Here is a 25,239-nt window from a genome sequence, read left to right as displayed (position 1 = left end):
ATTATCGACGATGGAACAAACTGATAGCTGCCCCGTTCTCCATTTCAACAACAAATGGAGAGTAAGATGCTTTACTATGCGTTGGTATTTCTGGTCGTAGCCCTGATCGCAGGCGCCCTCGGATTTGGCGGCATTGCCGGCGCGTCCGCGTCAATTGCTCAGGTGCTATTCTTCATCTTCCTGTTATTCTTCGTGGTCTCCCTGGTCATGAACGTGATGAGGCGTTAGGCCGGCGAGAGAAAGTAGCCTCGACGCAAGCCGGGATATTGCAACCGGATGTGATCGAACTCCAGCAGGGGCCTTTTCTCAGACAGGCGCCGGAAGCAAACCTTTGCTGCGCGGCTAAGCGTAGCGCGTCTTTTTAAGACGCGCCAACCAGCCGTCCCGTGCTGTTGCAGAATGCCGTCGGCTGCCATTTCCACCAATATATTCTTTGCTTCCCCGATTGCGGACATGAGATCGGGCAGATCGCAGCCCTGCCCGTCGTCCCACACGCATTCGCTCTCCTGCGTCGTAAAGTGGAACGTCGTCTTCCTTGATCCAGGGCAATGCGCCACCTCGGCAGCGCATCGACGAATGAAATACGACCGGAGCCCTACGCGGCTTTTTTCGCCTTTGCGTTCGCCGCCGTTTCCGCAAGCTTCGTAAGTTTCTGGTCGGTCGCCTTTTCTTCTGCCAGCGTCTGCTGGAGGAGAGGTACGGCATCCTTCAATCCAAGTTGCTTCGCCCATGCGATGAGCGTGCCGTAGCGCGCGATTTCATAGTGCTCTACAGCCTGAGCCGAAGAGATAAGGCCAGCGTCGAGCGCAGAGGTGCCCTTGAACTCCTCGGTGATCTCGTCGGCTTCGGCTATGATCCCCTGGATCGCTTCGCATGTCTTGCCCCGCGCCGGCTTTCCAAGCATTTCGAAGACTTGCTCCAGGCGCTCGACATGGCCTTGTGTTTCATCGCGGTGATGCAGAAAGCCTTGCTTGCCTTCTTCTGCCTGCGCCGCGCGTGCCATCTTGGGCAATGCTTTGAGGATTTGCTTCTCGGCGTAGTATATGTCTTTCAGGGTGTCCAGGAACAGATCGTTCAATGTCTTCTCGGATGCCATTGTTTCCTCCAACGATTATCGGTGAGTTCTTTGCGCGGCCAGCTTTTTCACCGCCGCAGAGAAAGGCCGCCTGTGCGGCTTTTATGAAACTGAATCACGACTTCTTGTGACTCGGCTGACCGGGCTTCATATGCTGTTCATGGCTTCCACCACGCGTTCCCTCTTTTGATTGCTCGTTCCGAGATGAGGCTTGCTGCTTCGTGCCGGTATTCTTGTGGCTCTGCTGACCAGCTTTGACGTGCTGGTCGTGTGAACCGCCTTGAGTTGCCATGTTCTTTCTCCTTCGTTTGGTTGCAAGACCTTGCTGGTCCCGGTTCCAAACAGACAACCCCAGTTTTAGTTCCACCAACCCCTCCAAAAACTACTGCCGTACTATTTGGCCGATACCCAGTCATGTGGTCCGCTGAGCTTAAGGCTGCACTTACGCTAGATCATTTTATCAAGTGTGATCGGCAGCTCGCGAACGCGCTTACCCGTCGCGTTAAAGACGGCATTGGCGATAGCGGCTGCCACACCCGTTATGCCGATCTCACCGATTCCGCGCGCTCCCATTGGTGCCTGCGGGTCCGCGACATCCGTGTAGATGATATCGATCTCAGGCACATCCATCTGTACGGGCACATGATATTCGGCAAGGGAGGCGTTGACGATGCGGCCCGTCCGCTCATCGAAATTCGTCTCTTCCGTCAAAGCGAGACCAATTCCCATGATGATGCCTCCCTTGAACTGGCTGGTCGCCGTCTTGGCATTCAGAATACGTCCGGCATCAAATGAACCGAGAAAGCGTGTAACTCGAATTTCTCCCGTGACCTCGCTAACACGCACCTCGCAGAATTGCGCGCCGTAGGAATGCATGGAGAAAGCCTCCATCTCCGCCGGCGGGCGCGCTTCGGCCCGGCAGACAAGCTCATTGCGACCGGAGCGCCGGAGAATCGATTCATATGTTTCGAAGCGTTCGACATCGTCGCGATGACCGATCCCGCCGTCACGCGGTTCGACGTCGGCAAGCGAAAGGCCGGCGAGCGGCGAGGCGTTTCCCGCAAGCTTGATCAACTCTTCGACGAAGACCTCCGTCGCGGCAATGACGGCGCCGCCGATCGAGGCCGTTTGCGTCGAGCCGCCGGCAATGATGCCGCGAGGCAAGGCGCTGTCGCCGTATTCGAAGGTGATCCGATCGGCCGGAATGCCAAGACGCGCGGCAATGTGTTGCGTCTGCGCCGTTGCCGTTCCCATACCCATGTCGTGAACCGCTGTCGAAACCGTGACGCGGCCGTCAGCCGTCAACCTGATGCCGGCCGCCGTTCCGGGAAAGCGATAGTAAGGATAGGTCGCGGTCGCGCAGCCCATGCCGATCAGCCACTCCCCTTCGCGCCGCCGACGCGGCTCCGGATTGCGGCGATGCCAGCCGAATTGTTTCGCGCCCTTCTCATAGGCTTCGAGCAAATGACGCGAGGAGAAGGACTTGCCGCTCGTCGGATCCTTTTCCGGCTCGATGCGCTTGCGCAGCTCGACCGGATCGATCCCGAGCTTATCGGCCAGTTCGTCCAGCCCGCATTCCAGCGCGAACGTCCCGATGGCTTCTCCCGGCGCCCGTATGAACGTGTTTGCCAGCATATCCATGTCGGCAACCTCCTGAGCCAGCCGGAAGGTTTTGGCGGCATAGAGATGCCGGGCCGGAAAGGTGAACTGCTCGGGACAGGAATTATGCAGCGTCATCGCGACGATGCCGGTATGAACAAGCGCATTCAGCGTTCCATCGGTGTTGGCGCCCAGCGCCACCCGCTGTTCCGTCACCGTGCGGCCGCCGACGAGGCGGAAGACACCCTCACGCGACAGCATAATACGGACCGGGCGCTGCGCGAGCTTGGAGGCCGCGCATGCAAGGATCTGGTGATCCCACAGGCATTTGCCGCCGAAACCCCCGCCGACATAGGGTGAGGTCACGCGCACCTTGCTCGGATCGATACCGAAAATATCCGCCAGTTGGCCGGCGGTCAGATCGATCATCTGCGTCGCATCGTGCACACGCAGCTCATCGCCTTTCCAGACAACCGTCGCGGCGTGCAGCTCGATTGCGTTATGGTTGTACCGAGGCGTCCGGTAAATACTGTCCACCTGCACTTCCGATGCCTTTAAGGCCCCTTCCGCGTCACCGATTTCCAGGATCGGCGGCTCGCCAAGCAATGTCTCCAGCTGACGCGGCTTTTTCTTGGCTTCCTCAAAAGACGTGACGGCTCGAAGCGGGTGATATTCCACCGCGATCATCGATGCCGCGTGATCGGCTTGTTCCTGCGTTTCGCCGAGAACCACCGCGACAGCCTGGCCGTTCCAGTGGATTTCGTCGGTCTGCATGACGGGCAGATCGCTTGCGCCGGCGGCCGACGGCGAGGACATCATCAAGGACGGCGCCTTCATTCGAGGCGCATTCCGATAAGTCATCACCAGCACGACGCCGGGCGCCTTTTCGGCTGCGGCGGTATCAAGCTTGGTAATGCGGCCCCGCGCGATCTTGCTGAAGACGAGCGCTGCGTAGCAGATGTTTTCATAACGATATTCGGCTGCAAAGCGGGCTTTGCCCTGGACTTTAAGCGGCCCGTCGACGCGGGAGATCGGCCGGCCGAGAGCGCCGTGCTTGCGCAGCAGCGGATCGGACGTAACGGCCGGCTGCCAGCTGCCCGGCTTCCCTTTCGGGGTATCGGATTGTACGCTCATGCGCCCTCTCCCTTCAATTCATCGAGAACGGCAACAATTGTTCGTTTCGCCAGCTCGATCTTGAATCCGTTATCCTTCAGCCCAACCGCCGCGGCGAGCTCCGCTTCGGCTGCGGCGCGAAAGCTTTCGACATTGGCGGATTGGCCTTTCAGGGCCGCTTCGGCCTTCAGGGCGCGCCAGGGTTTGTGGGCAACGCCGCCGAGCCCCAGGCGGACGTCAAGCACTTTGCCGGCTTCGTCGATGTCGACGGCAGCCGCAACGGAGATCAAAGCGAAGGCATAGCTCGCGCGGTCGCGCACCTTGCGATAGGTGGAGCATCGGGCGAAGGGAAGCGGCGGGATTTCAACTGCGGTGATCAGCTCGTTCGGCTGCAACTCCGTCTCGATATCGGGCCTTTCGCCAGGCAGTCGGTGCAGATCCGCGAGAGGCATGTTGCGCAAACCGATCGGGCCCTTGAGGTGCAGCCTCGCATCCAGAGCGACAAGCGCGACGCACATGTCGGATGGATGGGTCGCGACGCAGGAAGGCGAGGCGCCGAGGATCGCATGGTAGCGATTGAATCCGTCTCTGGCGTCGCAGCCGTCACCGGGCCGCCGCTTGTTGCAATGGGCGGCATCGTCATAAAAGTACCGACAACGGGTGCGCTGCAAGATATTGCCGCCGACGGTCGCCATGTTGCGGATTTGAGCGCTTGCCCCTGCGAGAATGGCGCGGGCAAGCAATGGAAAGGTCGAGCGGACATATGGATCTGCCGCAAGCGCGGTGTTTTTTGCCGCGGCGCCGATCAGAAGGCTGCCATCGGAACGTGGTTCGATGTCGGCGGGCAATTGCGTGATATCGATCAGCATGTCCGGGCGTTCGATGTCTTCGCGCATCAGATCGACGAGATTCGTGCCTCCCCCGAGATATCGCGGCGCGTTGCCGGCTTTGGCGAGATCGATGGCGGCGCTAGCGTTGGATGCCTGCTCGTACGAGAAGAGGTTCATGCCCGTGCCCTCCTCTTGCTCTCCGTTTCGCTTTCGGAGAAGGTCCGCGAGATGGCCTCGACAATGCCGTTATAAGCGCCGCAGCGACAGAGATTGCCGCTCATGCGTTCGCGAAGCTCGATCTCATCGAGAACGACGCTCGTTGCGGAAAGGTCCTTTGTAACGGCGCTCGGCACGTTGCGATCGACTTCATGCATCATCCCGATCGCGGAGCAGAGCTGCCCCGGCGTACAGTATCCACATTGAAAACCTTCGCATTCGACGAAAGCCTGTTGCAGCGGATGAAGCTGGCTTTCCGAAGCAATACCCTCGATCGTCGTGATATTCCGGCCCTGATACTGAATTGCCAGCGCCAGGCAGGAGTTGATGCGCTCGCCGTCGACCAGGACCGTGCAGGCGCCGCAAGCGCCCTGATCGCATCCCTTCTTTGTGCCGGTGAAGCCAAGGATATTGCGCAGCAGATCAAGCAGCGATGTGCGAATATCCGCCTGCACCTCGACGTTTTCACCGTTGATCGTGAACTTCATGATGCTTGCCTCCGTGATGGCAACCGATGCGCTTGTGATATCGGGCGAGAGCGTCCCGCCAGCGTTTCGCGGCCGGCATCCGCTCCGCGGACACCCCACGCCTTTGCCTGGCAGCCGGAGCATGGAGCGAGCGTGTTCGTCTCCAGGCCTCCCGCTGTTGCCTAAGCGAGAACCAGACGAACGGCCAATTGTTCCCGGGAGATTCCGCATGCCGAAGATTTGGGTGTACCACGCCAGCGATCGTACCTGCTTTCACGATATGGCCGGCACGATGTGGTCGGGCGGATGGCAACCGCATTGCGCCGATCGATTCCATTGGAACCAGAACGGGCTTGTGAGGATTAAATCCCTTTAATCGGAGAATATGGCTATGATCCGCAAACTGAAATCCGGCGAATACCGGCTCTACTCGCGCAAGGTCGATCCGAAGACAAACAAGCGCAGGAATCTCGGCACCTTCAAAAGCCGCGAGGCTGCCGAAAAGCATGAGCGCGAGGTGCAATATTTCAAGCACCATTAGTCGGCTGCCAACGAAACGGCGGCCCGGAGCAGCGGGCCTGCCGATGATGCTCCGCGAAAAAAACTCGCGATAATCGAGGGCGAGCCTTTGGCCGTTTCACCGATTTTATCGTGGTCCCACGTTTGCTTTCAGTCGATTTCATCACGCTAGACGGTGATCTTGCGGAGAAAGCGTGCTTTCATCTGGATGTGAAACGATTGAACTATCCCTACTACGAAACCGTTCCACTGATCATATAGGGCATAGGGAGCATCAAGGTGGCTGAAATCGAACTGAAGCTTGATCTGTCGCATTTGGAGATGGACAGCCTCGTCGCGTCGGATCTGCTTGGCGAACCCGCCGAGACGGTCGAGCAGCATTCGGTTTATTTCGACACGGACGACCGCAGGCTGTTCGACGCAGGTTTCACACTCCGGATCCGCCGTTCCGGTGCCGCGAGGACGCAGACGGTGAAGGCAACCGGCCCCAGCGCGTCGCTGTTCGCACGGTCGGAATGGGAGACCGCCGTCGAGGCGGACGTCCCAGCCCTCGACCATACGAGCCCTCTTCTCAATCAGTTCGGCGACATCCGGGAAGATCTCTTTCCCCAGTTCGAGGTTTCCATCGACCGCCGGATCTGGAACCTGGTCGAGAACGGCTCCAAGATCGAGCTCGCCGCCGATCGCGGCACGGCTGCGGAGGCTGATCGGCAGGCGCCTATCTGCGAGATAGAGCTGGAATTGAAGGACGGCGATCCGAAGGATTTGTTTGCTCTCGCACGCAAGATCGAGGCGATCGTTCCATTCAAGTTCGGCGTCTACTCCAAGGCCGAGCGCGGCTATCGGCTGCTGGCCGCGGCGCAACATGTGCATAAATCAGCGGAGATCGACCTGGAGTGGCGGTCGAGCGCTGTGGACGGATTTCAGGCAATAACACAAGCCTGTTTTCGGCAATTTCGATTGAACGAAACCGTGCTGCTGCACCGAAGAAGCGCGGAAGCGCTTCACCAGGCACGCGTCGCGATGCGGCGGTTGCGATCCGCGATTTCACTCTTTAAGCCGCTCCTGGACGATGAAGCCCGTCGATTATCCGACGAATTCCGCTGGCTGGCAGGCGTGTTGGGCGAGGCCCGCAACATCGACGTGCTTTTGCCGAAAGCGAAAGACGGGGATTTTGCTGACAGGCTGCAGGAGGTTCGCGAGGCGGCCTATGACGAGGTCGAGAAAGCGCTGAGATCACCCCGCGCCAGAGCGCTGATGCTGGATTTCCATGAATGGCTGCACACGGGCGCTTATCTGGATGGACCGGCGAAAGACAAGACGATCGCCGAACAGGCGGTCGAAGCGCTCGACAAGATGCGGAAAAAGCTGAAGAAGCACGGCCGCGATCTCGCACATGTCGACGACGAGCAGCGGCACGAGGCGAGGAAGGATGCCAAAAAGCTGCGCTACGCCGCGGAATTCTTCAAATCATTGTTCGCCGACCAAAAGAAGGCTCGTCGCCACAAGCGTTTCATCAAGGCCATGGGAGAATTGCAGGACCAGCTTGGAGCGCTGAACGACCTGGCAACCGGCCCCAGCGTGCTGAACAAGCATGGCCTGCTAGATCACCCCGAGGCCACATCGGTCATCCTGCACGCCGACAAGGGATCATTGATCGCGGCGGCGCAGGCGGCCCTCGACGACGTCCTCGACACCAAGCGGTTCTGGCGATAGGTGCGCTTGCAATTGCGGCTTTAGCGTTGCCGTTTTGCTGCACGATTGTCGGCTTTTGAGGCTCGTGACCGCAGCGTTTCGATCGCGGGATCCGTCATCGTTGCTTGCCATCGCATTCGACTTGGACTCCGGTCCATGAAGGAGTATTATCGTTGCCAACTGATCGCGTAGGCGGTGACGACTGAGGGTTGATACGTGCTCCCGCCTGCAAGGACTGGATGAGCATGATGATCTTCCTGAAACCAGCAAAACTCCCAAAAGATCCGACGCTCCGCGCCGTGCTGAGAAATTGGGCGCGCGGGTTTCTCGTCAGCGAAACGGCTGTAAACCGCGTGGTGGAGCGGACCATCAACGTTGCCTGTGACGATCCCGATATCTTCAATGGCCCGAACATGAACGATGCGTTGTTTGCTCTTCTACATCGGCACGCATTGGATGAAATCAACGCGACCACAGTGCGGCATTCGGAAACAGAGATGTCGATCTTGACCCAGGTGGTCGACATTCAGCACCAGGCATTCTGATGAAAATTACGGCTGCGAACTATTATCGGAACGAGCGGGAGTTTCAGGCGCATCCTGCCTGCTTGATGGCGTTGGCGCAGTCTCGTTTTTTGTCGGCGGCGCCGATGTCGTGGATGTCGTCACGCTATCCGTGCCTGCATCCGTGCCCAGCTGCTTTTCCGATTTCATCAAAAGCGCACCCGCAAACAAAGCGAAGATCAGCGCCGCTATCCAGGCGATCAAAGAAGAACCGGCCCTGCGTCGGGATGCCGGTGTTGTGCGGATGTCTGGCTCTTCCTTGGATTTGTGGTTCATTGTCAACTCCGCGCCCGGGATTGCTGTCGCGAGCATTCGCGCCGCCGACCGAGCATGGCCTTTCAACATCTCCTTAATTGAACGGCGGCCACGGCCATTTGTTCCGGCGCGCGGATCGGATCTCCTGCGAAGTGAACCAATTCAATTGCGCTACGTTTGCTTCCGAGAGGAAATGCCATGCATTCGATCGAGCAATGCGAGAAATCACTTCCGAAACTGCATCCCGCCTCACTCACCGTTCTTTGCCTGGGCGTGATCGTTGCGCAGGTCGACACATCGGTCATCAATCTCGCGGTTCAACCGCTCGGCAAGAGCCTCGCGGCTTCGGTGACACAGTTGCAATGGGTCGTCGATGCCTACAATCTCGTCTACGCCGCTCTTCTCATCAGCGTGTGTGGCGGCATGGCGATATCTGAAAAGGGCATGAGCGCTTTCGGATCACTTATTCTTCGTATCTCCCGCTTTGGGAACTTCCGGCACAGTGGCTTGTTCGGTTGCGGTTCAATCGAGTGCCGATGATGACGATGGTGATCGTGATCGGATTGCTGATGATACTTGCCGCAAGCAGTAGCCTGCTTGTTTGCGCTTGCATCGGCTATGTCGATTATGTGCTCGAGAAAAGGAGAGAAATCTCGCTTTTCCAGGAGGCTGCGAAGCGCCGCGACGGGCTTTGATTGCATCGCTCTTGTGACACGAATATGCCTCGATGTCTCATCGGCAGATGCGGTTCTGAGATTTAATCAGCAAGGAGATTCAACGATGCAAGCCGTACGAATTCATCGTTTTGGCGGGCCGGAGGTCATGCAACTCGACCAAATCGAGCAACCGATACCAGCAACCGACGAAGTCGTCATCAAGGTCTTTGCCGCGAGCGTCAATCCGGTCGATGCGAAGATGCGCGAGGGCAAATATCCCGTCGTCACGGAGAAAGACTTCCCTTATGTGCTCGGTCGCGACGTAAGCGGCGAAATTGCCGATGCGGGCCAGTCGGTTTCAAGTTTTCTGATGGGTGACGAGGTCTTCGCCTTTCTGGCACCGGATCACGGCGGCTACGAAGAATTCGTGATCGCAAAATCGGACGAAATCGCTATGAAGCCCGGGTCTCTGGACCACGTTGAAGCCGCGGCGGTGCCGCTTGCGGGCATCACGGCATGGCAAGGTCTCTTCGATCACGGCAAGCTGGAAGCCGGCCAGCGCGTTCTCATCCATGGCGGCGCCGGCGGTGTCGGCCATCTTGCAATTCAGTTCGCCAAAGCCAGGGGTGCTTGGGTGGCAACCACGGCTTCCGCGGCTGACCGGGACTTCCTGAGTGGCTTGGGCGCCGATCAGATCATCGACTATAAGTCAGAGCGCTTCGAGACCATGGTCGAACCGGTCGATCTCGTCTTCGATCTCGTGAGCGGCGAGACACAGGAACGAAGCTTTTCGGTCATCAAAAACGGCGGCGCCTTGATTTCCACCCTGACGGAACCCAATAAACAGCGAGCCGGGGCCCAGGGCATCAGGACCGGCCGCTACACCGCGCAGCCGAACGGCGCCCAGCTCCAGAAGATCGCCAAACTCATCGATAGCGGCAAGGTAAAGGTCCGCGTCGATCGCACCTTCGGGCTTCGTGACGCAGCGGCGGCACAAAAGGCGCTTCAAGAAGATCACATCCGAGGCAAAGTCGTCCTGAAAGTGCTGAACTGAGTGAGAATGAACGGTACGGCCGATGAGACGATCGTCGACGTAGAGTTGGCCAGTGGGCGATTGAGGCGGTGTTAGCTGGCAGCAGCTCTTTCGACATAGCGCAAAATTCTAATCACCGTCGATCGGCTGACGCCAGCTTCTCTTGCGATATCATCGGCGGATCTGCCATCAGCCTTTAGACGCATTATATTTTCGGATTTGTGTCTCGTCGCGGCGACAGATGGATGGCCTAAAGGGATAATGCCAAGAGAGACCGCATGTTTCCCGGCCGCCGTTTCGAAAAGCTCCCCATTAACAGGCATCGTGACACCCTCCTTTAGATCGCTATCGACAGAAAGAATGGCGTTCGCCTTGGACTAAGTAAATTCCTATATAAGCAGTACTGGAGCTAGCCAATTTCATGACGCCAGACCGCCAATAGGCAGAACCATGCGCCAATTGCCGGCGACGCCCTTTGCGGCTGCTTCCCCATTGTCTCTCGCATGCTAGAGATTGTTAGCCCGTGGGTTTTGTCCCACCACCTGCTCCGCATCGACGGGTACCTCAACCAGGATCGATGGGTGACCGGGACTATAGCTTTCACGCATGATCTCGGCCAGATTACTCAGATCCGGCATCAGCCTGCGGCTTTCCCAGCCGCAGGCGCGCGCCATCGATCCAAAGTCGATGCGGTGCAGATCGCTGTGGTAGCGGGAGGATGAATAGTCTGGAATAACCACGGGCAGGCCCTGCACCATGATGCCGAGTGCGCCGTTGTCCAGCACGAACAGGACGATCCCCAATGATCGCGCTTCGGCCAGGCATCCGGCAATCAACCGGAAGCAGCCATCGCCCGTAAAAGCGAAGACCGTCGCGTCCGGTTTTGCAAGCTTTGCGCCGATAGCCGCGCCGAATGCTCCGCCCATTGCCGAACCGCGATAAAGCGAATGGAAACGGACGTTCGGATGCGGGCGCTGCGTGACATACTGACGATCTTTGTAGGCAAGGCACACATCATCGAATGCAACGCTTCCGGGCTGCCATTGACGATCAAGCTCCTGATAAAATCGGGCAATATCGATCGTCCCGTTGCGCGGCGGCATGATCTTGCGATCATTGAGATCAGCCACAAAAGCCGGTGCCGGGGGGCGCGGCGGTCTGATATCCTCGAGCAGGCCGATCGCTTCGCTCAGAACTTGATCGATTGGCCCTCGAACATCGAAATAGTCGCCGCGCACACGATGCCGAAACTCGCCTCCGACACTGCCGTATGGCGCGGTCAGATTGGTGAAATTCCATGTCGTATGGGCAGGTATGTCAGAAAAATTAAGGGTATATTCGTCAGGGCAAAACCCGAGGGTAATGACGATATCGTCAGGACCGAGGCTTCTCCAGAGCTGCGTTGCGCGATCATTGCCGCCGAACCCCAGATAGCCGAAACCGAGGCTATTGTCGCGCGCCACCGCATTCGCCCCGTTAATGCTCCAGACGATCGGGGCCTGCAATACCTGGCACAAACGTGTGGTGAGTGCAGGCATGTCCGGATACATGGCCGCCTCTTCCCCGGCGAGCACAATTACCCGGCGCCCAGCCGATTGCCCTGGGAATTCGGCCAAGAAATTGGCGAGCGACTCCTGGTCGATCCTGTTCGGTTTATTGATGTAGTCTCCGCGCCAAGGCGTATAGGCTAGCTCAGGCACCATCTTTCCGAGTGCCTCCGGCGGCATCAGAAGAGCAACGGGCGAGCCCTGATCGAGATGTTTGCGGGCCTGCTCAAGTTGTTCCTCGATATGGTCTGGATCATTCAAGACGAATGTGCCTGATGGTAGCTCGGCCTGCAACTGAGCCACGACGCCGGCACCCTCCGGGCTCGTATCCTGCAACGGTGCACGGTGTCGCGTATCCGCCGGACTGAGAGGAATGAGGTAGATTGCGGGAATATTGTGCAATTTCGCATCACTCAGGCCGCAGGTCAGCAACCGCGTTGCGGCCCCGGTCGTTGCAATGGCTGCACTGATTTTCCCGCTCGCCAGATAATATCCCAGGGGAATGAAGCCGGCGACGTATTCGCCGATATTGAAGAAAACCGGGCGTTCGGTCCCGTCGTCGGGGACGACCATCGGCTCGAGATGCTTGAGCAAATGGATGACCCCTCCCCCTGTGACACCGGCATAATGGCGCACATGCCAGGTCGCAAGCGTGTCGATCAGGAATTCATATCCTGTTTTCGGCCCTGTTTTCAGCTTGGCGACCCGAACGTCACCCGCCGTTTCGACTACAAGATTCACCGTCATTGGCTCGCCTCTTCGCTATGACCTTCGTTCTTGAGTTCTGCAAACTATCGACGTGCGTTTCCTCAGACCGGTCAGGCCTGGAGGAAGCACGGTTCCGACACACAGCCGATCCCGCTTACATGTTCTGGGGTAGAATTATGCGATGCGTTTTTCCAGGGAGAACGCTTCCATGCCCGCAACCGTCGCCAGAAGATCCTCGTCGCAAAGCGATGCCTTCCGATCGGCGATATCCTTGAAACGGGAGAAAGCGAGATCAAGATCGGCATCGGAACTGAACTCGACGCCCAGCGAGCGCATGCACATGCGAAAACCGTTACGACCCGAATTCTTTCCGAGCACCAGCCGATACTCGTCGGCGCCGACCTCCGCCGCCGTCATGATCTGATAGGTCAACGGGTTCTTCAACATGCCATCCTGGTGAATGCCTGATTGGTGCGAGAAGGCATTCTTGCCGACGATCGCTTTGTTAGGCTGCACAACGAAACCCGTGATCTCCGAGACGAGCCGGGAGGCAGCAGTCAATCGGCGGGTTTCGACCGATGTCTGGCATCGGAAGAAATCCTCGCGGGTATGCAGCGCCATGACGATCTCTTCAAGCGACGCATTGCCCGCTCGCTCGCCAATCCCGTTGATCGTGCATTCGATCTGGCGCGCGCCCTGCCTGGTCGCTTCGAGCGAATTGGAAACAGCCATACCCAGATCATTGTGACAATGGGCGGAGAACACGGCCCTGTCGGCGTTCGGTACGACATTGCGCAGATAGGTGAATAGCTTGCCGTATTCGTGCGGCGTGGCGTAGCCGACCGTATCAGGCAGACTGACGGTGGTCGCACCGGCTCTGATCACCTGTTCCACGAAACGGGCAAGAAACTCCGGCTCCGACCGGCTCGCGTCCTCGCAGGAAAACTCGATATCATCGGAATAACGTCGCGCGTGGATCACGGCGCGAACGGCATGTTCGAGCACATTTTCCGGTGTCATCTGCAACTTGTATTTCATGTGAATGGGCGAGGTTGCCAGCACGATATGGATACGAGACGACGCCGCACCGGAAACCGCCTCCGCCGTCAGGTCGATGTCGCGCTCGACCGCGCGGCTCAGGCTGCAAATCGTACTATCCTTGACGACGCGCGCCACGGCTTTGATGGCGTCGAATTCGCCGGGACTGGAAACGGCAAAGCCGGCCTCGATCACGTCGACCTTCAGCCCTTCGAGCATAAGCGCAATCTCGACCTTTTCACCGGCATCGAGGTTGATGCCGGGGCTTTGCTCGCCGTCACGCAAGGTGGTGTCAAAGATAATGATCTTTTCAGTGTTCATGCGACTCTCCCGATCGATTGAAGTATCGGCATTGCCGAATTCGTAAGGGTTAGCTGTATGCATTACACGCAAGTCACGGGTGATCGACGCTTCGGGCGCATTTCGCCGGCGGCGAAATCCATCACGTGATGCAAGTCCTGTCGGATCTGATTCTGTTTGGTCCGGCTCCGGAATGGAATGAATGCAACATGGGCGCGATCGGAAGGGAGCACGGTCCCTACCAGGGCGCGGCAGGCAAATAGATGATCGATTTCCGTACCGGTCAGGCGGCTGGCATATTGCCGTTGCAAGGCGGGCCAGACCACATCGATTTTCGGAGCAAAGATTTCAAAACCTGCGAGTTGAGTGTCCATAGCGCACCGAATGGTTACTACAGCGAGGATGGCTGCATTCGTGACGGCGGTATTTTAGAAAACTATGGACTATGTTTAGGAAATTACGGTTTTCTGCTTAGGCAGCGGCCGCTGTAGCCGCTTTGCCACACTTGCTTCCAGCAGCTGGTATTTCAATGATATTGCGAGGGTGGCGCCAAGGTGCGCCGCCAACAAGCTTAGCAAGCTCGGAGCAAAACTGCCGGAAGTGAGCGGGTTTAGCCACGGGGCGTCACGAGGCCATGCGGTCATCAGATCATGGAGCGCAGCGAATTGAAGTGCTGCATCATGCGCTCCGCCGTCGGACGGATGCCGGTGAACAGTTCGAAAGCCTTCACCGCCTGGAATACCGCCATGCCGCCGCCGTCGAGAACGCGGCATCCTTTTCTCCTTGCAAGCGTCACCAATTCGGTTTCGATCGGGAAATAGACGATCTCGGCGACCCAGAGGCGATCCGATAGAAGTTCCGCGTCGAGCGGCAAGCCAGGATGCGCGGCCATGCCGGTCGGTGTTGCGTGAACCAGGCCATCGGCAGAATCCAGGGCCGCGGCCAGATCACGGCCAACCGAGAAGGTGCAAGTGTCGTGTGCCGGCTGCAGCTGATCCACGAGTGCCTTTGCGCGCAAGGGATCCAAATCGAATATCTCGATTGAACGTGCCCCCATCCCAGCCACCGCATGGGCAACGGCAACACCGGCGCCGCCCGCGCCCAGCTGCACGACGTGATCAAGCGAAACGCCGGCCAGCCCGCGCCGGAAGCTTTCGGCGAACCCCCACCAATCGGTATTGTGGCCGATCCTGCGGCTTCCTTGGAAAACGACCGTGTTGATGGATCGCAGCGTCTGAGCATCGGGCGACAGCTCATCCATCAGGGCGACGGCCGCCTGTTTGCAGGGATGGGTGATGTTGAGACCGGCAAAGCCTTGCGCCTCGGCCTCGTCGATGAGAGCCGGCAGGTCCGACACGGAGAGACCGCGCACATCCAGGTCGATCAAATCGTACCGATAGGACAGGCCACAATGCTCGCCCTCACGCATGTGCATGGCCGGCGTCAGCGAGCGGCCTATGCCAGCACCGATCAATCCAACATGAAGCTGGCGCGGGATAATGGCGGCTTGAGTATTCAATCTCTCCTCCCGAGTGGCAGATCAAAGCCATGCCACAGGCTTGCCCGCAAAATGTACGAACTAGTACGTAAAGTCAATGCGAGACGTGTTTCCCCGCCCCGGGAAAATCCCCAGCCGCAAACCGGACGACTCCAAGCGCGTCAGGCTATTTCGGAGGAAGGATGTCTCAGAAAGGCAAGAATGGCGTCGATGATCAAAGACTTGTGCCGCTTCTTCAGCTCTTCCGAGGAGAGGTCACGCTCGAAGATCGCCCCGAAGGTGTGGCGGTTGGAGACGCGAAAGAAGCACTGGGCGCTGATCATCATGTGCAGATCGACCGGATCCACCCGGCGGACGAAGCTGCCGTCGGCATAGCCTCGTTCGAGGATATCCGTAATAGTATCGATGACTGCGATATTCATCTGCGACAGGACGACCGAACGCTTCATATGCTCGGCACGATGGATGTTTTCGATGCTGACCAGGCGCACGAAATCCGGATTCTGATCATCATGATCGAAGGTGCTTGCGATCAATTGCGCCATCGCCTGAATGGGCGGCATGTTTTCGAGATCGAGTTCGCTCTCGAGCGTGCGGATCTTCGTATAGGCTTGCTCGAGAACGGCGAGATAGAGCCCTTCCTTGCTGCCGAAATAATAATAGATCATGCGTTTGGACGTCTTGGTGCGCTCGGCGATCTCATCGACGCGCGCACCGGAAAAACCGGCTGCAACGAATTCCTCCGTGGCGATCTTCAGAATATTTTCCTTGGTCGCGTCTGGATCGTTCTTTCGCGTCAGACGCTCGATCTTGGCCGCTTGCGCTTTCGTCATGCCCTGCCCGTCTTCCTGGGTCTGTCCCTGCCCATCATTGACGATCAAAGCTTTAACACAGGCTTTACGCGAATGGGGAGAGCCTAAAGTTTCGGCAGACCAATCGGCCGCAGGTGACGCCTGAGTGCCGCGATGCGAAAGATGGCATTCGCCGCGCCATATCCGCGATAGCCGCTGCGCTGGACGATTTCGAAGAAGAAGCCTTCGCCATAGGTCGGGCTGTAAAGCTGGAAATATTCGCCGTGATCGTCGCGATCATAGAGAATATTATGTGCCTTCAGGCGATCGGTGAAGGCCGGTTCGAGGCCGAACCTCGCCTCCAGATCGTCGTAATAGTTGGGCGAGATCACCAAGGTAGCAAAGCCGTTATCCGATAAGGCAGCCGCCGCCGCGAAAATATCGTCTGTTGCAAAGGCGAGATGCTGAATGCCGGAGCCGAAGGTCTCGGCGATAAAGTGCCCGGCCAAGGTATTGCGATTTTCCGCACCGTTCAACGTGATGCGCAAGCTACCCGGCTCGTTTTCGACGACCTGACTGCGAACGACCCCAGCAGGATCGATAATATCGACCATCGGCGTCTTATGCGCATTCAATATCGCCGTGTAAAACAGCAACCAGGTCAGCAATTCCTCATATTTTGTCGTCTGCGCAACATGATCGATCCCCGTCAGGCCGACCGGTCGTAGATCGGCATCGTCGTTGACGGGATCGAATTCGATCTCCCATATGCGCGCGAGCATGCTCTTGCGGTCGAGAAAGTAGAGAACGCCGCCGCCAACGCCTCTGACGGCAGGCATTTCGATCTCGCCGGGGTCCAATGGCTGCTCGAAACGTTCAGCACCCAGCGCCACGGCCCGAGCCATCGCAGCCTGAGCATCATCCACCCACAATCCCATCGCATAGGCCGACTGACCATGCAAAGCATAGGAGGCGCCGGCGAACCCATCCGGATCGGTGTTGACGACCAGATTGATATCGCCCTGTCGGAAGACATCGACGCGTTTTGTCTTGTGGCGGCCGACATGCCGGAAGCCCAGCGCGCGCAGCCGATCAGAAAGAACGGGCGCCTCGGCTTCGTCGACGGTAAATTCGATAAAGGCAATGCCGTCCACGTCGGCCCGCGCCGGCATGGGCGGCAAGGTGAGGCTGCTGTTCTCCGCGCGGCGAACTTGGTCGCCGAGATAGACGAGCGACCGCCGGCCATCGACGGCAATGGCGGTCGGCGAGCCGCCGCGAAACTGATCGTTGAAAATTTCCAGCGACAAATAGCCGTCGTAACCCGTCGCGGCGACGGCCTTCATGAATTCGAGTACGGGAAGATCGCCCTCCCCCGGCATGTTGCGGAAGTGGCGGCTCCAGTAGAGAAGATCCATGTCGATCAGCGGCGCATCGGCAAGCTGGATGATGAAGATCTTCTCTTTCGGGATCGACCGGATCGAATTGACATCGATCTTGCGCGAAAGCGTGTGGAAGCTGTCGAGAATGAGGCCGATATTCGGATGATCGGCCCGGCGGACGATTTCCCAGGCATCGCGGTGATCGTGAATATGCCGTCCCCAGGCAAGCGCTTCATATCCAACCCGCAGGCCGCGCTTGGCCGCCCTCTCGCCGAGTTCGAAGAAATCGGCCGCAGCGCGGTCGATGCCGCCCAGCGCCGCGGACGAGACATTCGAGCAGACAAGAACAAGGTCCGTCCCCATTTCCTGCATCAGATCGAACTTGCGTTCGGCCCGATCGAAAGTCCGGCTGCGCAAGGGTTCAGGCATGCCTTCAAAGTCCCGGAAGGGCTGAAAGAGCGTAATTTCCAGCCCATGGTCCCGAACCATTCGGCCGACCTGGCGCGGCGATTCATCGAAGGCGAGGAAGTCGTTCTCGAAGATTTCGACGCCATCGAAGCCGGCCTTGGCGATGGCCTGGAGCTTTTCCTTGAGGTCACCGCTGATCGAAACGGTCGCGATCGAGGTTTTCATTGTTTCATCCCGTTCACTTGGCGATTTTCAACAAATTCATCCGCGATCGCTAGACGTTATCGCTGCCCGGAGACCAGCCGCTAGACCGTCCGGTCGACGTGGCGAACCGAGGCTGCAAAACCTCGTCCGTCCTTGCCGAGTTGATCGATCGGCGTCCGGTAGGTCTCCGTTGCGGTTGCTGCGGAGACGGCAGCGATCAAGGCTGTGATCGAGGTAAACACGGCAACCGGCACCCATCCCAACGGCCCGGTGCCCATGATGGCGGCACTGATCGTCGGCGCGAAACCGCCGAGCGCAAAGCCGATCTGGGTGCCGACCGCCATGCCGGACAGACGCACGCGGGTATCGAACATTTCCGCATAGAGCGCCGGCCAGATGCCGTTGGACGCGCTGTAGACCACGCCTGAGAGCAGAATGCCGAGAACGAAAACGAGTATGAGGTTGTTCTGGCTGATTGCCCAGATATAGGGCCAGATCAGCGCCGCGCAGCCGATGGCGCCGAAGATGAACACCGGCTTGCGGCCGATGCGATCCGCGAGAGTGGCCCATGCGGGAATCGCGCCCAGCGCCACGATATTTGCAAGCACCAGGACGGTCAGCATCGTCGAGCGATCGATATGCATGGTATTGACCGCATAAGACAGCGTGAAGACGCTGAAGATGGTGCTGACGACGGAAATCAACGCGGCAAAGACGATGCGAAGGACATCGGCCCAATAATTGGTGAAAAGCGCGACGAGCGGCACTTTCGCAACCTCGCCCTTCTTTGTTTCCTCCAGGAAGGCAGGCGTTTCAGCGAGCGTTCGGCGGACCCAGAATCCGACAATCACCACCACAAAGCTCAGAAAGAAGGGCACGCGCCAGCCCCAGGACATCAACGCGGCTTCATCGAGCTTTCCAAGCGGAATGAAGACCAATGTTGCAAGGATCAGTCCGGCTTGCGTTCCGCTCAGCGTGAAGCTGGTAAAGAAGGCGCGCCGGTTTTCCGGGGCGTGCTCGAGCGTCATGGAACTGGCGCCGGCCTGTTCGCCTGCGGCCGAAATGCCCTGCAGCAATCGTGCCAGAACCAGAAGAATCGGTGCGAGAATGCCGGCCTGATTGTAGGTCGGCAGGCAACCGATGATGAAGGTCGAAAAGCCCATAAGGAGCAAAGTGAAGGTCAGCACCTTCTTGCGGCCGAACTTGTCGCCGACATGGCCGAGAACGACCGCACCCAGGGGCCGCATGATATAGGCAACGCCAAAGGTCGCGAATGAGGCGATGGCCGCCGTTTGCGGATCTTCCGCCGAAAAGAAGATTTTTGGGAAGATCAGCGCGGCCGCCGTCCCGTAGACGAAGAAATCATAATACTCGACCGCACTTCCGAGCCAACTCGCAAGCGCTGCCCGCCTGGGCGTCTTATGTTCAACCTGTGTTGTCATTGTCGTTCCTCCCCGAAGAATTCCGATGTCGAAAGAGCGCCGCGACCGAGATCGGTTCTACCCGCACTCGCTCGCAGGACATTCAAGTTCATCCTGACGGTCATCGGTGCTGCCAAAGCAGCATCCCTCACTCCTCTGGGCAATAATGTACGAACTAGTTCGTTTTGTAAAGCTCTGCCGCTTTGCGATGGTTCACTGCATGGTTTGCGGCAACGCATCGAACCGGCCGGCTTTTATCCGAATGTCGCTTACTCGGCTTCATCGAAGCTAGGATGTGCGTGACGGCCGGCTCATCGAGCTTGCCGATGATGTCGCCTAGGCGAACGGCATGGAGGAAGATTACGTCCCCGGGCATGAGGCCGTGCGCGATTATTGGACACGGCAATGGACAGTCGTCAGTCCACATATCGAACCGGCTGCAATTCGGATAAGCGATGATGGTGCTGTCGCTGTCGAGGTGATCCAGTCCGTATTCGATCTCGATGGCCGGACGTATCGCACAATTCGACATGGAGGACGCTCCGTAGCGCCTCAGGACAGTGGTCGCCAGGATCAGTGAATGGCGGCTGACGTGGGCGCGTTGATCTTCGTCGGCCAGATGCCGATATAAGTGCCGATCAACATCACGGCAATATCGTCTGTCGTGTGATAACCATCATGAAAGAATTCGAGAGCCGCACCGACGAGGGCAATCGAAGCCTCGTCATCCGGCGGCACTTCATAGAAGCTATACCATTGCAACACAGCTTCCGCGAGCATTCGGCAATCGCTTCCTGTGGGAGCGCGATGGGGCATTGGCAGATCTCCTCCGACCTTATGGAAGCGGATGTAGCGGACGATCGCAGCAATTCAAGGAAGCGGTCGTTTCCGTCATCTGGCGGCCAGAAACTCCTCCACCGTCATGATTTCAGATTGAACGGAGAACCGTCTTTTAAAGAGCGTAAGCGCGGCCTCATGCGCATCGTCATCGCCACTGCAGACGGCGTCTTCCAAAACGATGATCCCATATCCGAGCTCGATTGCGCCGAGCGCAGCGGCCATGACGCAAACATCCGTCTCACCTCCGCTGATGACCAGGGTGTCGATGCGTTCAAGAACAAGATTGCGGTGAAGGCGGCCGTCAGTCCACGGCGAATACGTGAGCTTGTCAAAGATGCGGGCCGGCGGAACGAAGCGCTGAAGCGGATCGGCAAGCAGCAGCAAATCGCGAGGTAGCCGACTTGTCGTCATCATTTCCCATTTTTCGTAGTAATCCCGCCATTTCCCAGACATAACGTCTGGGCGCGGCGGTGGAATGAAGCGGGTAAAGATCGTACGCTCGGGAAACCGGCCCGTCACTTCGGTCACCTGGTCCAAAGTGCGCGCCATCCAGGGCACATGCCATGGCGTCTCTTCAAAGAACATGCGTTGCATGTCGATACAAAGATGCAGCCAGGTCCTCATACGGATACCGCTTCAGCGATCCGCGGCGGGTTTGGCTTTCGTTGAGACGGCCGATCTGGCCCAGACTTGCGCATCTACTCTCCCATTCGAGCCACCTCGGGGCCGGCATCAGCCGCGAAACTTGCCCTCGTTCATTTCACGGGGATCATAATTAAGATCCGAATCCTTCTCAGGCTTCGTCGTGCCGGGAGGCTTTTTGTTAACGGTCGCGTCATCCGATCCGGTCATGACAGTCGGCTTGGCGCTTGCCACACCATTATTGCGACTGCTCTTCAGCAGCCTCCGGGATTGAGCTTTTGCATCGTGAGCAGGATCGCCCCTGCTCTTTTCGCCCGGATTGTTCGATTAGGCATAGCGGTCTCCCCGCTATTGACGGATGACGCGCTTCTCTCAGCTTGATCCCACTGTCTTGCTAGGAATTGACAGAGCCGAGCTCTGCCATATCGCGATCGCTGTCATCTCGATGCCAGCCGAACAGCCGGCATGCGATAATGTTCCGGAATTGTCGAATTCTGCCCATGTCCATCGGTTTCGTGGGTATGTGGATCACGCAGCCGGCGAAGGGCTCCTGGAACTTTTGCTGGCTGTCGATGTTGGAATGCAAAGAGATGGATCGCGAGGAAAAACGACAATGCCAGCGCCTGAGAACAGAAAATACAGCGCATTGATCGTATATATCATTCTGATCGTGGTGGTGAGATGCGTGCTGATTATCGGCGGTATCGCCTTTTATCGCGGCGATGTTCAACGGCCCGGTCAAACGTCCCCACACGCCCTTGATCAAACTCAGTGAAGGCGAAAAATCGTTGTAAGCCAATTACGCCCCGAGCCCGAGATTGTGGACGACTCTTGGTCGACCGGGGCATCGGACAGGGCCGGCGCAGCGCCTTTTGAATGCCCTCGGCATGACGCTTATCTCCGGCGCCATCCAGATTCGCCACAGGAAGCTCACCTGCTGGCGTCTTCAACGCGTTATTCCGAAAGCAAATCCTATTGCCATAGCTGCCAGAACGGAAGTGATCGGCTTTTCGCGAATTCGCCGTCCAACTCCAAACGTACCGAGATCGGTGCTTGATTCCATGTCAGAACCGGATTGATCCTCGCGGCGCGCAAGGCCACTCCCTGGTGCGTCTACAGGGTTATCCTCAAGGACAATACCACCCAGGGCTGAGGTATGCGTCGCCGAAGCCGGATCTGAGGCCGGAAAAGTGTCTTCAAGCGCTCTGTCAAGCTCGCTTGCCGGCCTGCTCCTTTGCCGCTTCTGCTCTTTCCGCAGGGATTGAACCGCTGGTGACTCGTTTTGGTCGGGCATTTTTCGCTCCGTTAACAACTGATCAAGTCGGAAGAACATGGTCAGCGAATGCTGGCCGCCAGTGCATGGGTATTCCCACTAGCGCAACGGCGATTTAAGAGATTTGTTCCAACGACTTGATTGCGCCACCCGATCTGCTCCTGATACGAACGGACTTGCCATCGAGGTGGAAGATCAGCGGTCGACTTGCGTGGGAAGAATCGTGTCAACCGAGACCTCGCCTTCCAATATGCCTCGCTTCAGGTCGGTTCGGCCGCGGCCGATCTCGATGACGGTATACAGCTTATCGTCTCGAAACGCGCTTGCATTACTGGTCGTTACATCTTCGGCGGGGGCGGCATCGACTTCCATAAAGTCAAGCTCATTGGCCGCTGCCACGATGCGCGCATCGCCCGCGCTTCTGGCTGCCACGATGATCGTGCCCTGATTGGGGGCATTGTCCCAACGGGGATCTTCCGGAGCAGCGATGGGTTCCAGGCGATAGATATTCAGCGCCTCCGTCCCATCGAGTGCCAATGAGAGCGTAGCTGCATCCTGCAATTGAGCCTTGCTCTCGACGGATCGTCCGAATCTTGTGCGGCTCGTTGCATTGTTGACATCATCGGTTCCCGTTCTCGAAACATTCGACATGTTATTCTCCTATTCCTACCCTCTCCTTTACCTGTTGAACCTAACTGCCGTGCGATCAAATAGGTTCCGGTTTCAAGATTGCCGATGTCTGTCGAAGCGAACGAGCAACAGCTCAATCAACGGCCTTACCGGCAGTCGTTGAGTTGCTTACCCGACGGGATATTGTTAGCCTCGGTTCTCGATATCGGAATTCGAGGATGAGATTGTTTTATGGTGAGGAATGGAACATCAGGATCTTCTTTCCGGCTTCATCCGGCTTCACGTCCTCTTTCACGCAGCCGAAGGCGACCTGCATGGGCTCTGGATGATCGGGGAACTGGCGCATCACGGCTACAAGGTCAGTGCCGGCACGCTCTATCCGATGCTTCATTCGATGGAGAAGAAGGGCTATCTCACCTCGCGTACCGAACGCGTCGGGCGTACCCATCGCAGGATTTACAACGCGACTCCCTATGGAAAGGAAGCTCTGCAAATAGCGCGCGGGAAGGCCAAGGAGCTGTTTCGTGAAGTCGTCGACGGCAACAATTCCTGACACCACCACCGGCCACTCGCGAGGAACGCCGCGTGAGGTCTTCCTGACCTTTCTGAAGCTTGGCCTGACCTCATTCGGCGGGCCGATTGCTCACCTGGGCTATTTTCGCAATGAGCTTGTCACACGCAGAAAATGGATCAGCGAGGAGGGCTATGCCGATCTAGTGACGCTGTGCCAGTTTTTGCCCGGCCCTGCCTCCAGCCAGGTCGGATTTGCTCTCGGCCTGTTGCGTGGGGGAATTCGGGGCGCTTTTGCCGCCTGGGCTGGCTTTACACTACCTTCCGCGCTTCTATTGGTCGCTTTCGCCATGGCGGCGACGGCCTTCAGCGGACCGATTGGAAATGGCCTGCTTCATGGTCTCAAGATTGTTGCCGTCGCAGTCGTCGCCCAGGCCGTCTGGGGCATGGCACGCAATTTGACACCCGACAAGGAGCGCGCGAGCATTGCACTTGCGGCTGTTTTGATCGTCGTGTTTGTGTCGAGCGCATTCGGCCAGATCGCGGCGATCATGGCAGGGGCGCTCATGGGAACGCTGTTTTGCCGTAGCGAGACATCATCCGATTCCCACCATTTTTCCTTCGGCGTTTCCCGATGGGTCGGCGCTTCGTGCCTGTTGATTTTCTTCTGTCTCCTTGGCCTGCTGCCGGCAGCCGTCAGTATCATCGGGTCACAGGGATTATCCCTGTTTGATGCATTCTATCGCTCGGGGGCGCTTGTCTTCGGGGGCGGACATGTCGTGCTGCCTCTCCTGAAGGCGGAGGTGGTCGACACCGGCTGGGTCAATGCCGACACGTTCCTGGCGGGCTATGGCGCAGCCCAGGCAGTCCCAGGGCCGCTGTTCACCTTCGCGGCATATCTCGGCGCCGTGACAGGCCCTCCCACGTACGGCGTCGCCGGGGCGGCGATTGCGCTCGTCGGGATCTTCTTGCCTGGACTTTTGCTATTGGTCGGCACCTTGCCGTTCTGGGATGATTTCCGTCGCTATTCCCTAGCGCAAGCGGCCTTGCGCGGCGCAAGTGCCGCGGTCGTCGGTATCCTTGGCGCAGCGCTTTATAATCCGGTTTGGACCAGCGCGGTTCTACGGTCTTATGATTTTGCACTGGCGTTGACGGGCTTCGTGCTGCTTGCCGCCTGGCGCGCGCCACCGTCGGTGGTGGTGCTGCTGATGGGCGCAGGCGGCATCGGCCTCTCTTTCATTTGAGATATGCGGCCATCGCCAAATACTTTTGACGAAGGCCGTAACGCTTATTCAGCCACCGCGTTGACGACACGGCAGAGATTGTCGCTCATGCTGGGAGCAACCTGTCCCTGCGGCACCATGAAAACGGCATCGATGCGGCTGCCCTTGCCGCTCTTCCGGACGACGACGCGCAAGGTCTGCGGGCGGCCGGACCCCGTCGTTTCCTGTTGTGCTGTCAGCGTGCCGAGTTGTTTTTCGACATTCACATCCACAAAACCTTCAGCCAGGACCGCCCTCGACACCTTATCGAGGGCAGCGGCAGGACCGACGGAAGGGAATTCCATCCAGGTCTTATAGGTCACACCGGTGACTAGGGGAACGCCAGTGCTCTGGTAGTGCTGCGAACATACGCTGGCTGCTGCGGACGTGAATGAGAGTGCGACAAATGCAAAAGCGCAAATGATCTTACGCAAGGGAATTTCCTCTGTTGACGAATGACTGATGCATTCTTCCGTGATTGCTCATGCCGTGGTCACGGCTGAGCTTTGAGACTGCGCGGCGGTCTGTCACTTGGTTCCCTATAGCGTTGAAAAGGCTTGCTCCCTTCGTGTCGGGAATGGGAAGCGCAACGCGGCATAACAGCCGCGACGAGGAAGAAGAGACGACCTCAGCGGAGGCTTTGAAATGAATTGCGGCTTCTGACCAATTTCCATTCCATTTCAGGAAGATAGCAGTAAAACTCTCCCGAGCAACGACAACAGCTCGGTCATCTTGTGCAATCTCGTCCATAACAAGTGCACACAGGT

General features: G+C 58.0%; 27 protein-coding genes. 9 read left to right on the top strand and 18 right to left on the bottom strand.

What is annotated here, in order from left to right; genetic code table 11:
- The first annotated feature begins 66 nt into the window (after window positions 1-66).
- Window positions 67-228: a DUF1328 domain-containing protein gene (locus ACPYOP_RS05455; protein WP_113248975.1), complete on the top strand. Its 162-nt coding sequence runs from the start codon at window positions 67-69 to the stop codon at window positions 226-228.
- Window positions 229-595: 367 nt separating this feature from the next.
- On the opposite strand, the gene ACPYOP_RS05450 is transcribed toward ACPYOP_RS05455, so the two are convergent.
- The 5 genes from ACPYOP_RS05450 to ACPYOP_RS05430 all read right to left on the bottom strand — a co-directional run bounded on the left by ACPYOP_RS05450 (window position 596) and on the right by ACPYOP_RS05430 (window position 5,321).
- Entirely contained in the window at window positions 596-1,096 is a 501-nt protein-coding gene (locus ACPYOP_RS05450; protein ID WP_481409376.1) for a YciE/YciF ferroxidase family protein, read from the bottom strand.
- 94 nt (window positions 1,097-1,190) lie between these two features.
- Window positions 1,191-1,442 (bottom strand): hypothetical protein, encoded by a 252-nt coding sequence (locus tag ACPYOP_RS05445; protein ID WP_481409375.1) that lies wholly within the window; start codon window positions 1,440-1,442, stop codon window positions 1,191-1,193.
- A gap of 80 nt (window positions 1,443-1,522) precedes the next feature.
- Window positions 1,523-3,808: a xanthine dehydrogenase family protein molybdopterin-binding subunit gene (locus tag ACPYOP_RS05440; protein ID WP_481409374.1), complete on the bottom strand. Its 2,286-nt coding sequence runs from the start codon at window positions 3,806-3,808 to the stop codon at window positions 1,523-1,525.
- The gene (locus ACPYOP_RS05435; RefSeq protein WP_481409373.1) at window positions 3,805-4,794 is read right to left on the bottom strand and encodes an FAD binding domain-containing protein; all 990 of its coding nucleotides are present in this window, start codon (window positions 4,792-4,794) and stop codon (window positions 3,805-3,807) included. Before ACPYOP_RS05435 ends, ACPYOP_RS05440 begins: the two co-directional genes overlap by 4 nt.
- Window positions 4,791-5,321 (bottom strand): 2Fe-2S iron-sulfur cluster-binding protein, encoded by a 531-nt coding sequence (locus ACPYOP_RS05430; protein ID WP_481409372.1) that lies wholly within the window; start codon window positions 5,319-5,321, stop codon window positions 4,791-4,793. Before ACPYOP_RS05430 ends, ACPYOP_RS05435 begins: the two co-directional genes overlap by 4 nt.
- Window positions 5,322-5,691: 370 nt before the next feature.
- On the opposite strand from ACPYOP_RS05430, the gene ACPYOP_RS05425 reads away from it, so the two are divergent.
- The 6 genes from ACPYOP_RS05425 to ACPYOP_RS05400 all read left to right on the top strand — a co-directional run bounded on the left by ACPYOP_RS05425 (window position 5,692) and on the right by ACPYOP_RS05400 (window position 10,042).
- Window positions 5,692-5,841: a hypothetical protein gene (locus ACPYOP_RS05425; RefSeq protein WP_481409371.1), complete on the top strand. Its 150-nt coding sequence runs from the start codon at window positions 5,692-5,694 to the stop codon at window positions 5,839-5,841.
- Window positions 5,842-6,098: 257 nt separating this feature from the next.
- Window positions 6,099-7,535: a CYTH and CHAD domain-containing protein gene (locus tag ACPYOP_RS05420; RefSeq protein ID WP_481409370.1), complete on the top strand. Its 1,437-nt coding sequence runs from the start codon at window positions 6,099-6,101 to the stop codon at window positions 7,533-7,535.
- A gap of 224 nt (window positions 7,536-7,759) precedes the next feature.
- Complete coding sequence (locus ACPYOP_RS05415; protein WP_481409369.1) at window positions 7,760-8,059, top strand: hypothetical protein; 300 nt, start codon at window positions 7,760-7,762, stop codon at window positions 8,057-8,059.
- Between the two features lie 471 nt (window positions 8,060-8,530).
- The gene (locus tag ACPYOP_RS05410) at window positions 8,531-8,872 is read left to right on the top strand and encodes a hypothetical protein (RefSeq protein ID WP_481409368.1); all 342 of its coding nucleotides are present in this window, start codon (window positions 8,531-8,533) and stop codon (window positions 8,870-8,872) included.
- Window positions 8,872-9,027, top strand: coding sequence for a hypothetical protein (locus ACPYOP_RS05405; protein ID WP_481409367.1), 156 nt, complete (start codon window positions 8,872-8,874; stop codon window positions 9,025-9,027). The genes ACPYOP_RS05410 and ACPYOP_RS05405 overlap by 1 nt, the downstream gene beginning before the upstream one ends.
- A gap of 127 nt (window positions 9,028-9,154) precedes the next feature.
- Window positions 9,155-10,042 carry an NADP-dependent oxidoreductase gene (locus tag ACPYOP_RS05400; protein WP_481409366.1) on the top strand — a complete coding sequence of 296 codons (888 nt, stop codon included), beginning with the start codon at window positions 9,155-9,157 and terminating at the stop codon, window positions 10,040-10,042.
- Between the two features lie 71 nt (window positions 10,043-10,113).
- On the opposite strand, the gene ACPYOP_RS05395 is transcribed toward ACPYOP_RS05400, so the two are convergent.
- From ACPYOP_RS05395 to ACPYOP_RS05340, 12 genes are all read right to left on the bottom strand, one after another.
- Window positions 10,114-10,344 (bottom strand): helix-turn-helix domain-containing protein, encoded by a 231-nt coding sequence (locus ACPYOP_RS05395; protein ID WP_481409365.1) that lies wholly within the window; start codon window positions 10,342-10,344, stop codon window positions 10,114-10,116.
- A 183-nt stretch (window positions 10,345-10,527) separates the two neighbouring features.
- The gene (locus ACPYOP_RS05390) at window positions 10,528-12,315 is read right to left on the bottom strand and encodes a thiamine pyrophosphate-dependent enzyme (RefSeq protein WP_481409364.1); all 1,788 of its coding nucleotides are present in this window, start codon (window positions 12,313-12,315) and stop codon (window positions 10,528-10,530) included.
- A gap of 135 nt (window positions 12,316-12,450) precedes the next feature.
- Complete coding sequence (locus ACPYOP_RS05385) at window positions 12,451-13,635, bottom strand: 2-isopropylmalate synthase (RefSeq protein ID WP_481409363.1); 1,185 nt, start codon at window positions 13,633-13,635, stop codon at window positions 12,451-12,453.
- Window positions 13,636-13,697: 62 nt separating this feature from the next.
- Complete coding sequence (locus ACPYOP_RS05380; protein WP_481409362.1) at window positions 13,698-13,988, bottom strand: hypothetical protein; 291 nt, start codon at window positions 13,986-13,988, stop codon at window positions 13,698-13,700.
- Between the two features lie 269 nt (window positions 13,989-14,257).
- Complete coding sequence (locus ACPYOP_RS05375) at window positions 14,258-15,133, bottom strand: shikimate dehydrogenase (RefSeq protein WP_481409361.1); 876 nt, start codon at window positions 15,131-15,133, stop codon at window positions 14,258-14,260.
- Window positions 15,134-15,273: 140 nt separating this feature from the next.
- Window positions 15,274-15,945, bottom strand: a complete 672-nt coding sequence (locus ACPYOP_RS05370; RefSeq protein WP_481409360.1) for a TetR/AcrR family transcriptional regulator — start codon at window positions 15,943-15,945, stop codon at window positions 15,274-15,276.
- Between the two features lie 83 nt (window positions 15,946-16,028).
- On the bottom strand, window positions 16,029-17,915 hold the full coding sequence (locus ACPYOP_RS05365; RefSeq protein ID WP_481409359.1) for a bifunctional sugar phosphate isomerase/epimerase/4-hydroxyphenylpyruvate dioxygenase family protein: 1,887 nt from the start codon (window positions 17,913-17,915) through the stop codon (window positions 16,029-16,031).
- 80 nt (window positions 17,916-17,995) lie between these two features.
- On the bottom strand, window positions 17,996-19,336 hold the full coding sequence (locus tag ACPYOP_RS05360; RefSeq protein WP_481409358.1) for an MFS transporter: 1,341 nt from the start codon (window positions 19,334-19,336) through the stop codon (window positions 17,996-17,998).
- 552 nt (window positions 19,337-19,888) lie between these two features.
- Window positions 19,889-20,095 (bottom strand): hypothetical protein, encoded by a 207-nt coding sequence (locus ACPYOP_RS05355; RefSeq protein WP_481409357.1) that lies wholly within the window; start codon window positions 20,093-20,095, stop codon window positions 19,889-19,891.
- A 111-nt stretch (window positions 20,096-20,206) separates the two neighbouring features.
- Window positions 20,207-20,779: a cysteine hydrolase family protein gene (locus ACPYOP_RS05350; protein ID WP_481409356.1), complete on the bottom strand. Its 573-nt coding sequence runs from the start codon at window positions 20,777-20,779 to the stop codon at window positions 20,207-20,209.
- 412 nt (window positions 20,780-21,191) lie between these two features.
- Window positions 21,192-21,596, bottom strand: coding sequence for a hypothetical protein (locus tag ACPYOP_RS05345; protein WP_481409355.1), 405 nt, complete (start codon window positions 21,594-21,596; stop codon window positions 21,192-21,194).
- Window positions 21,597-22,265: 669 nt separating this feature from the next.
- Complete coding sequence (locus ACPYOP_RS05340) at window positions 22,266-22,721, bottom strand: hypothetical protein (protein ID WP_481409354.1); 456 nt, start codon at window positions 22,719-22,721, stop codon at window positions 22,266-22,268.
- Window positions 22,722-22,941: 220 nt separating this feature from the next.
- On the opposite strand from ACPYOP_RS05340, the gene ACPYOP_RS05335 reads away from it, so the two are divergent.
- Window positions 22,942-23,253 carry a PadR family transcriptional regulator gene (locus ACPYOP_RS05335; protein ID WP_481409353.1) on the top strand — a complete coding sequence of 104 codons (312 nt, stop codon included), beginning with the start codon at window positions 22,942-22,944 and terminating at the stop codon, window positions 23,251-23,253.
- Window positions 23,225-24,454, top strand: coding sequence for a chromate efflux transporter (gene chrA / locus ACPYOP_RS05330; RefSeq protein ID WP_481409352.1), 1,230 nt, complete (start codon window positions 23,225-23,227; stop codon window positions 24,452-24,454). The genes ACPYOP_RS05335 and chrA overlap by 29 nt, the downstream gene beginning before the upstream one ends.
- A 44-nt stretch (window positions 24,455-24,498) precedes the next feature.
- Here chrA and ACPYOP_RS05325 read toward each other — a convergent pair whose 3' ends face one another.
- Complete coding sequence (locus tag ACPYOP_RS05325; RefSeq protein ID WP_481409351.1) at window positions 24,499-24,906, bottom strand: hypothetical protein; 408 nt, start codon at window positions 24,904-24,906, stop codon at window positions 24,499-24,501.
- Window positions 24,907-25,239 lie beyond the last annotated feature (333 nt).

It is taken from the genome of Rhizobium sp. KNZ2-6A (assembly GCF_056755475.1).
This window is presented reverse-complemented; position numbering and strand designations above follow the sequence as displayed.

Excerpts from the sequence above, each read along its gene's own strand:
- ACPYOP_RS05335 (WP_481409353.1), top strand. The coding sequence starts at position 22,942 with ATGGAACATCAGGATCTTCTTTCCGGCTTCATCCGGCTTCACGTCCTC.
- ACPYOP_RS05360 (WP_481409358.1), bottom strand. The coding sequence starts at position 19,336 with ATGACAACACAGGTTGAACATAAGACGCCCAGGCGGGCAGCGCTTGCG.
- ACPYOP_RS05350 (WP_481409356.1), bottom strand. The coding sequence starts at position 20,779 with ATGAGGACCTGGCTGCATCTTTGTATCGACATGCAACGCATGTTCTTT.
- ACPYOP_RS05405 (WP_481409367.1), top strand. The coding sequence starts at position 8,872 with ATGACGATGGTGATCGTGATCGGATTGCTGATGATACTTGCCGCAAGC.
- ACPYOP_RS05365 (WP_481409359.1), bottom strand. The coding sequence starts at position 17,915 with ATGAAAACCTCGATCGCGACCGTTTCGATCAGCGGTGACCTCAAGGAA.
- ACPYOP_RS05400 (WP_481409366.1), top strand. The coding sequence starts at position 9,155 with ATGCAACTCGACCAAATCGAGCAACCGATACCAGCAACCGACGAAGTC.
- ACPYOP_RS05450 (WP_481409376.1), bottom strand. The coding sequence starts at position 1,096 with ATGGCATCCGAGAAGACATTGAACGATCTGTTCCTGGACACCCTGAAA.
- ACPYOP_RS05435 (WP_481409373.1), bottom strand. The coding sequence starts at position 4,794 with ATGAACCTCTTCTCGTACGAGCAGGCATCCAACGCTAGCGCCGCCATC.
- ACPYOP_RS05390 (WP_481409364.1), bottom strand. The coding sequence starts at position 12,315 with ATGACGGTGAATCTTGTAGTCGAAACGGCGGGTGACGTTCGGGTCGCC.
- ACPYOP_RS05385 (WP_481409363.1), bottom strand. The coding sequence starts at position 13,635 with ATGAACACTGAAAAGATCATTATCTTTGACACCACCTTGCGTGACGGC.
- ACPYOP_RS05430 (WP_481409372.1), bottom strand. The coding sequence starts at position 5,321 with ATGAAGTTCACGATCAACGGTGAAAACGTCGAGGTGCAGGCGGATATT.
- ACPYOP_RS05455 (WP_113248975.1), top strand. The coding sequence starts at position 67 with ATGCTTTACTATGCGTTGGTATTTCTGGTCGTAGCCCTGATCGCAGGC.
- ACPYOP_RS05380 (WP_481409362.1), bottom strand. The coding sequence starts at position 13,988 with ATGGACACTCAACTCGCAGGTTTTGAAATCTTTGCTCCGAAAATCGAT.
- ACPYOP_RS05355 (WP_481409357.1), bottom strand. The coding sequence starts at position 20,095 with ATGCTCGCGGAAGCTGTGTTGCAATGGTATAGCTTCTATGAAGTGCCG.
- ACPYOP_RS05410 (WP_481409368.1), top strand. The coding sequence starts at position 8,531 with ATGCATTCGATCGAGCAATGCGAGAAATCACTTCCGAAACTGCATCCC.
- ACPYOP_RS05440 (WP_481409374.1), bottom strand. The coding sequence starts at position 3,808 with ATGAGCGTACAATCCGATACCCCGAAAGGGAAGCCGGGCAGCTGGCAG.
- ACPYOP_RS05340 (WP_481409354.1), bottom strand. The coding sequence starts at position 22,721 with ATGTCGAATGTTTCGAGAACGGGAACCGATGATGTCAACAATGCAACG.
- ACPYOP_RS05370 (WP_481409360.1), bottom strand. The coding sequence starts at position 15,945 with ATGACGAAAGCGCAAGCGGCCAAGATCGAGCGTCTGACGCGAAAGAAC.
- ACPYOP_RS05415 (WP_481409369.1), top strand. The coding sequence starts at position 7,760 with ATGATGATCTTCCTGAAACCAGCAAAACTCCCAAAAGATCCGACGCTC.
- ACPYOP_RS05395 (WP_481409365.1), bottom strand. The coding sequence starts at position 10,344 with ATGCCTGTTAATGGGGAGCTTTTCGAAACGGCGGCCGGGAAACATGCG.
- ACPYOP_RS05425 (WP_481409371.1), top strand. The coding sequence starts at position 5,692 with ATGATCCGCAAACTGAAATCCGGCGAATACCGGCTCTACTCGCGCAAG.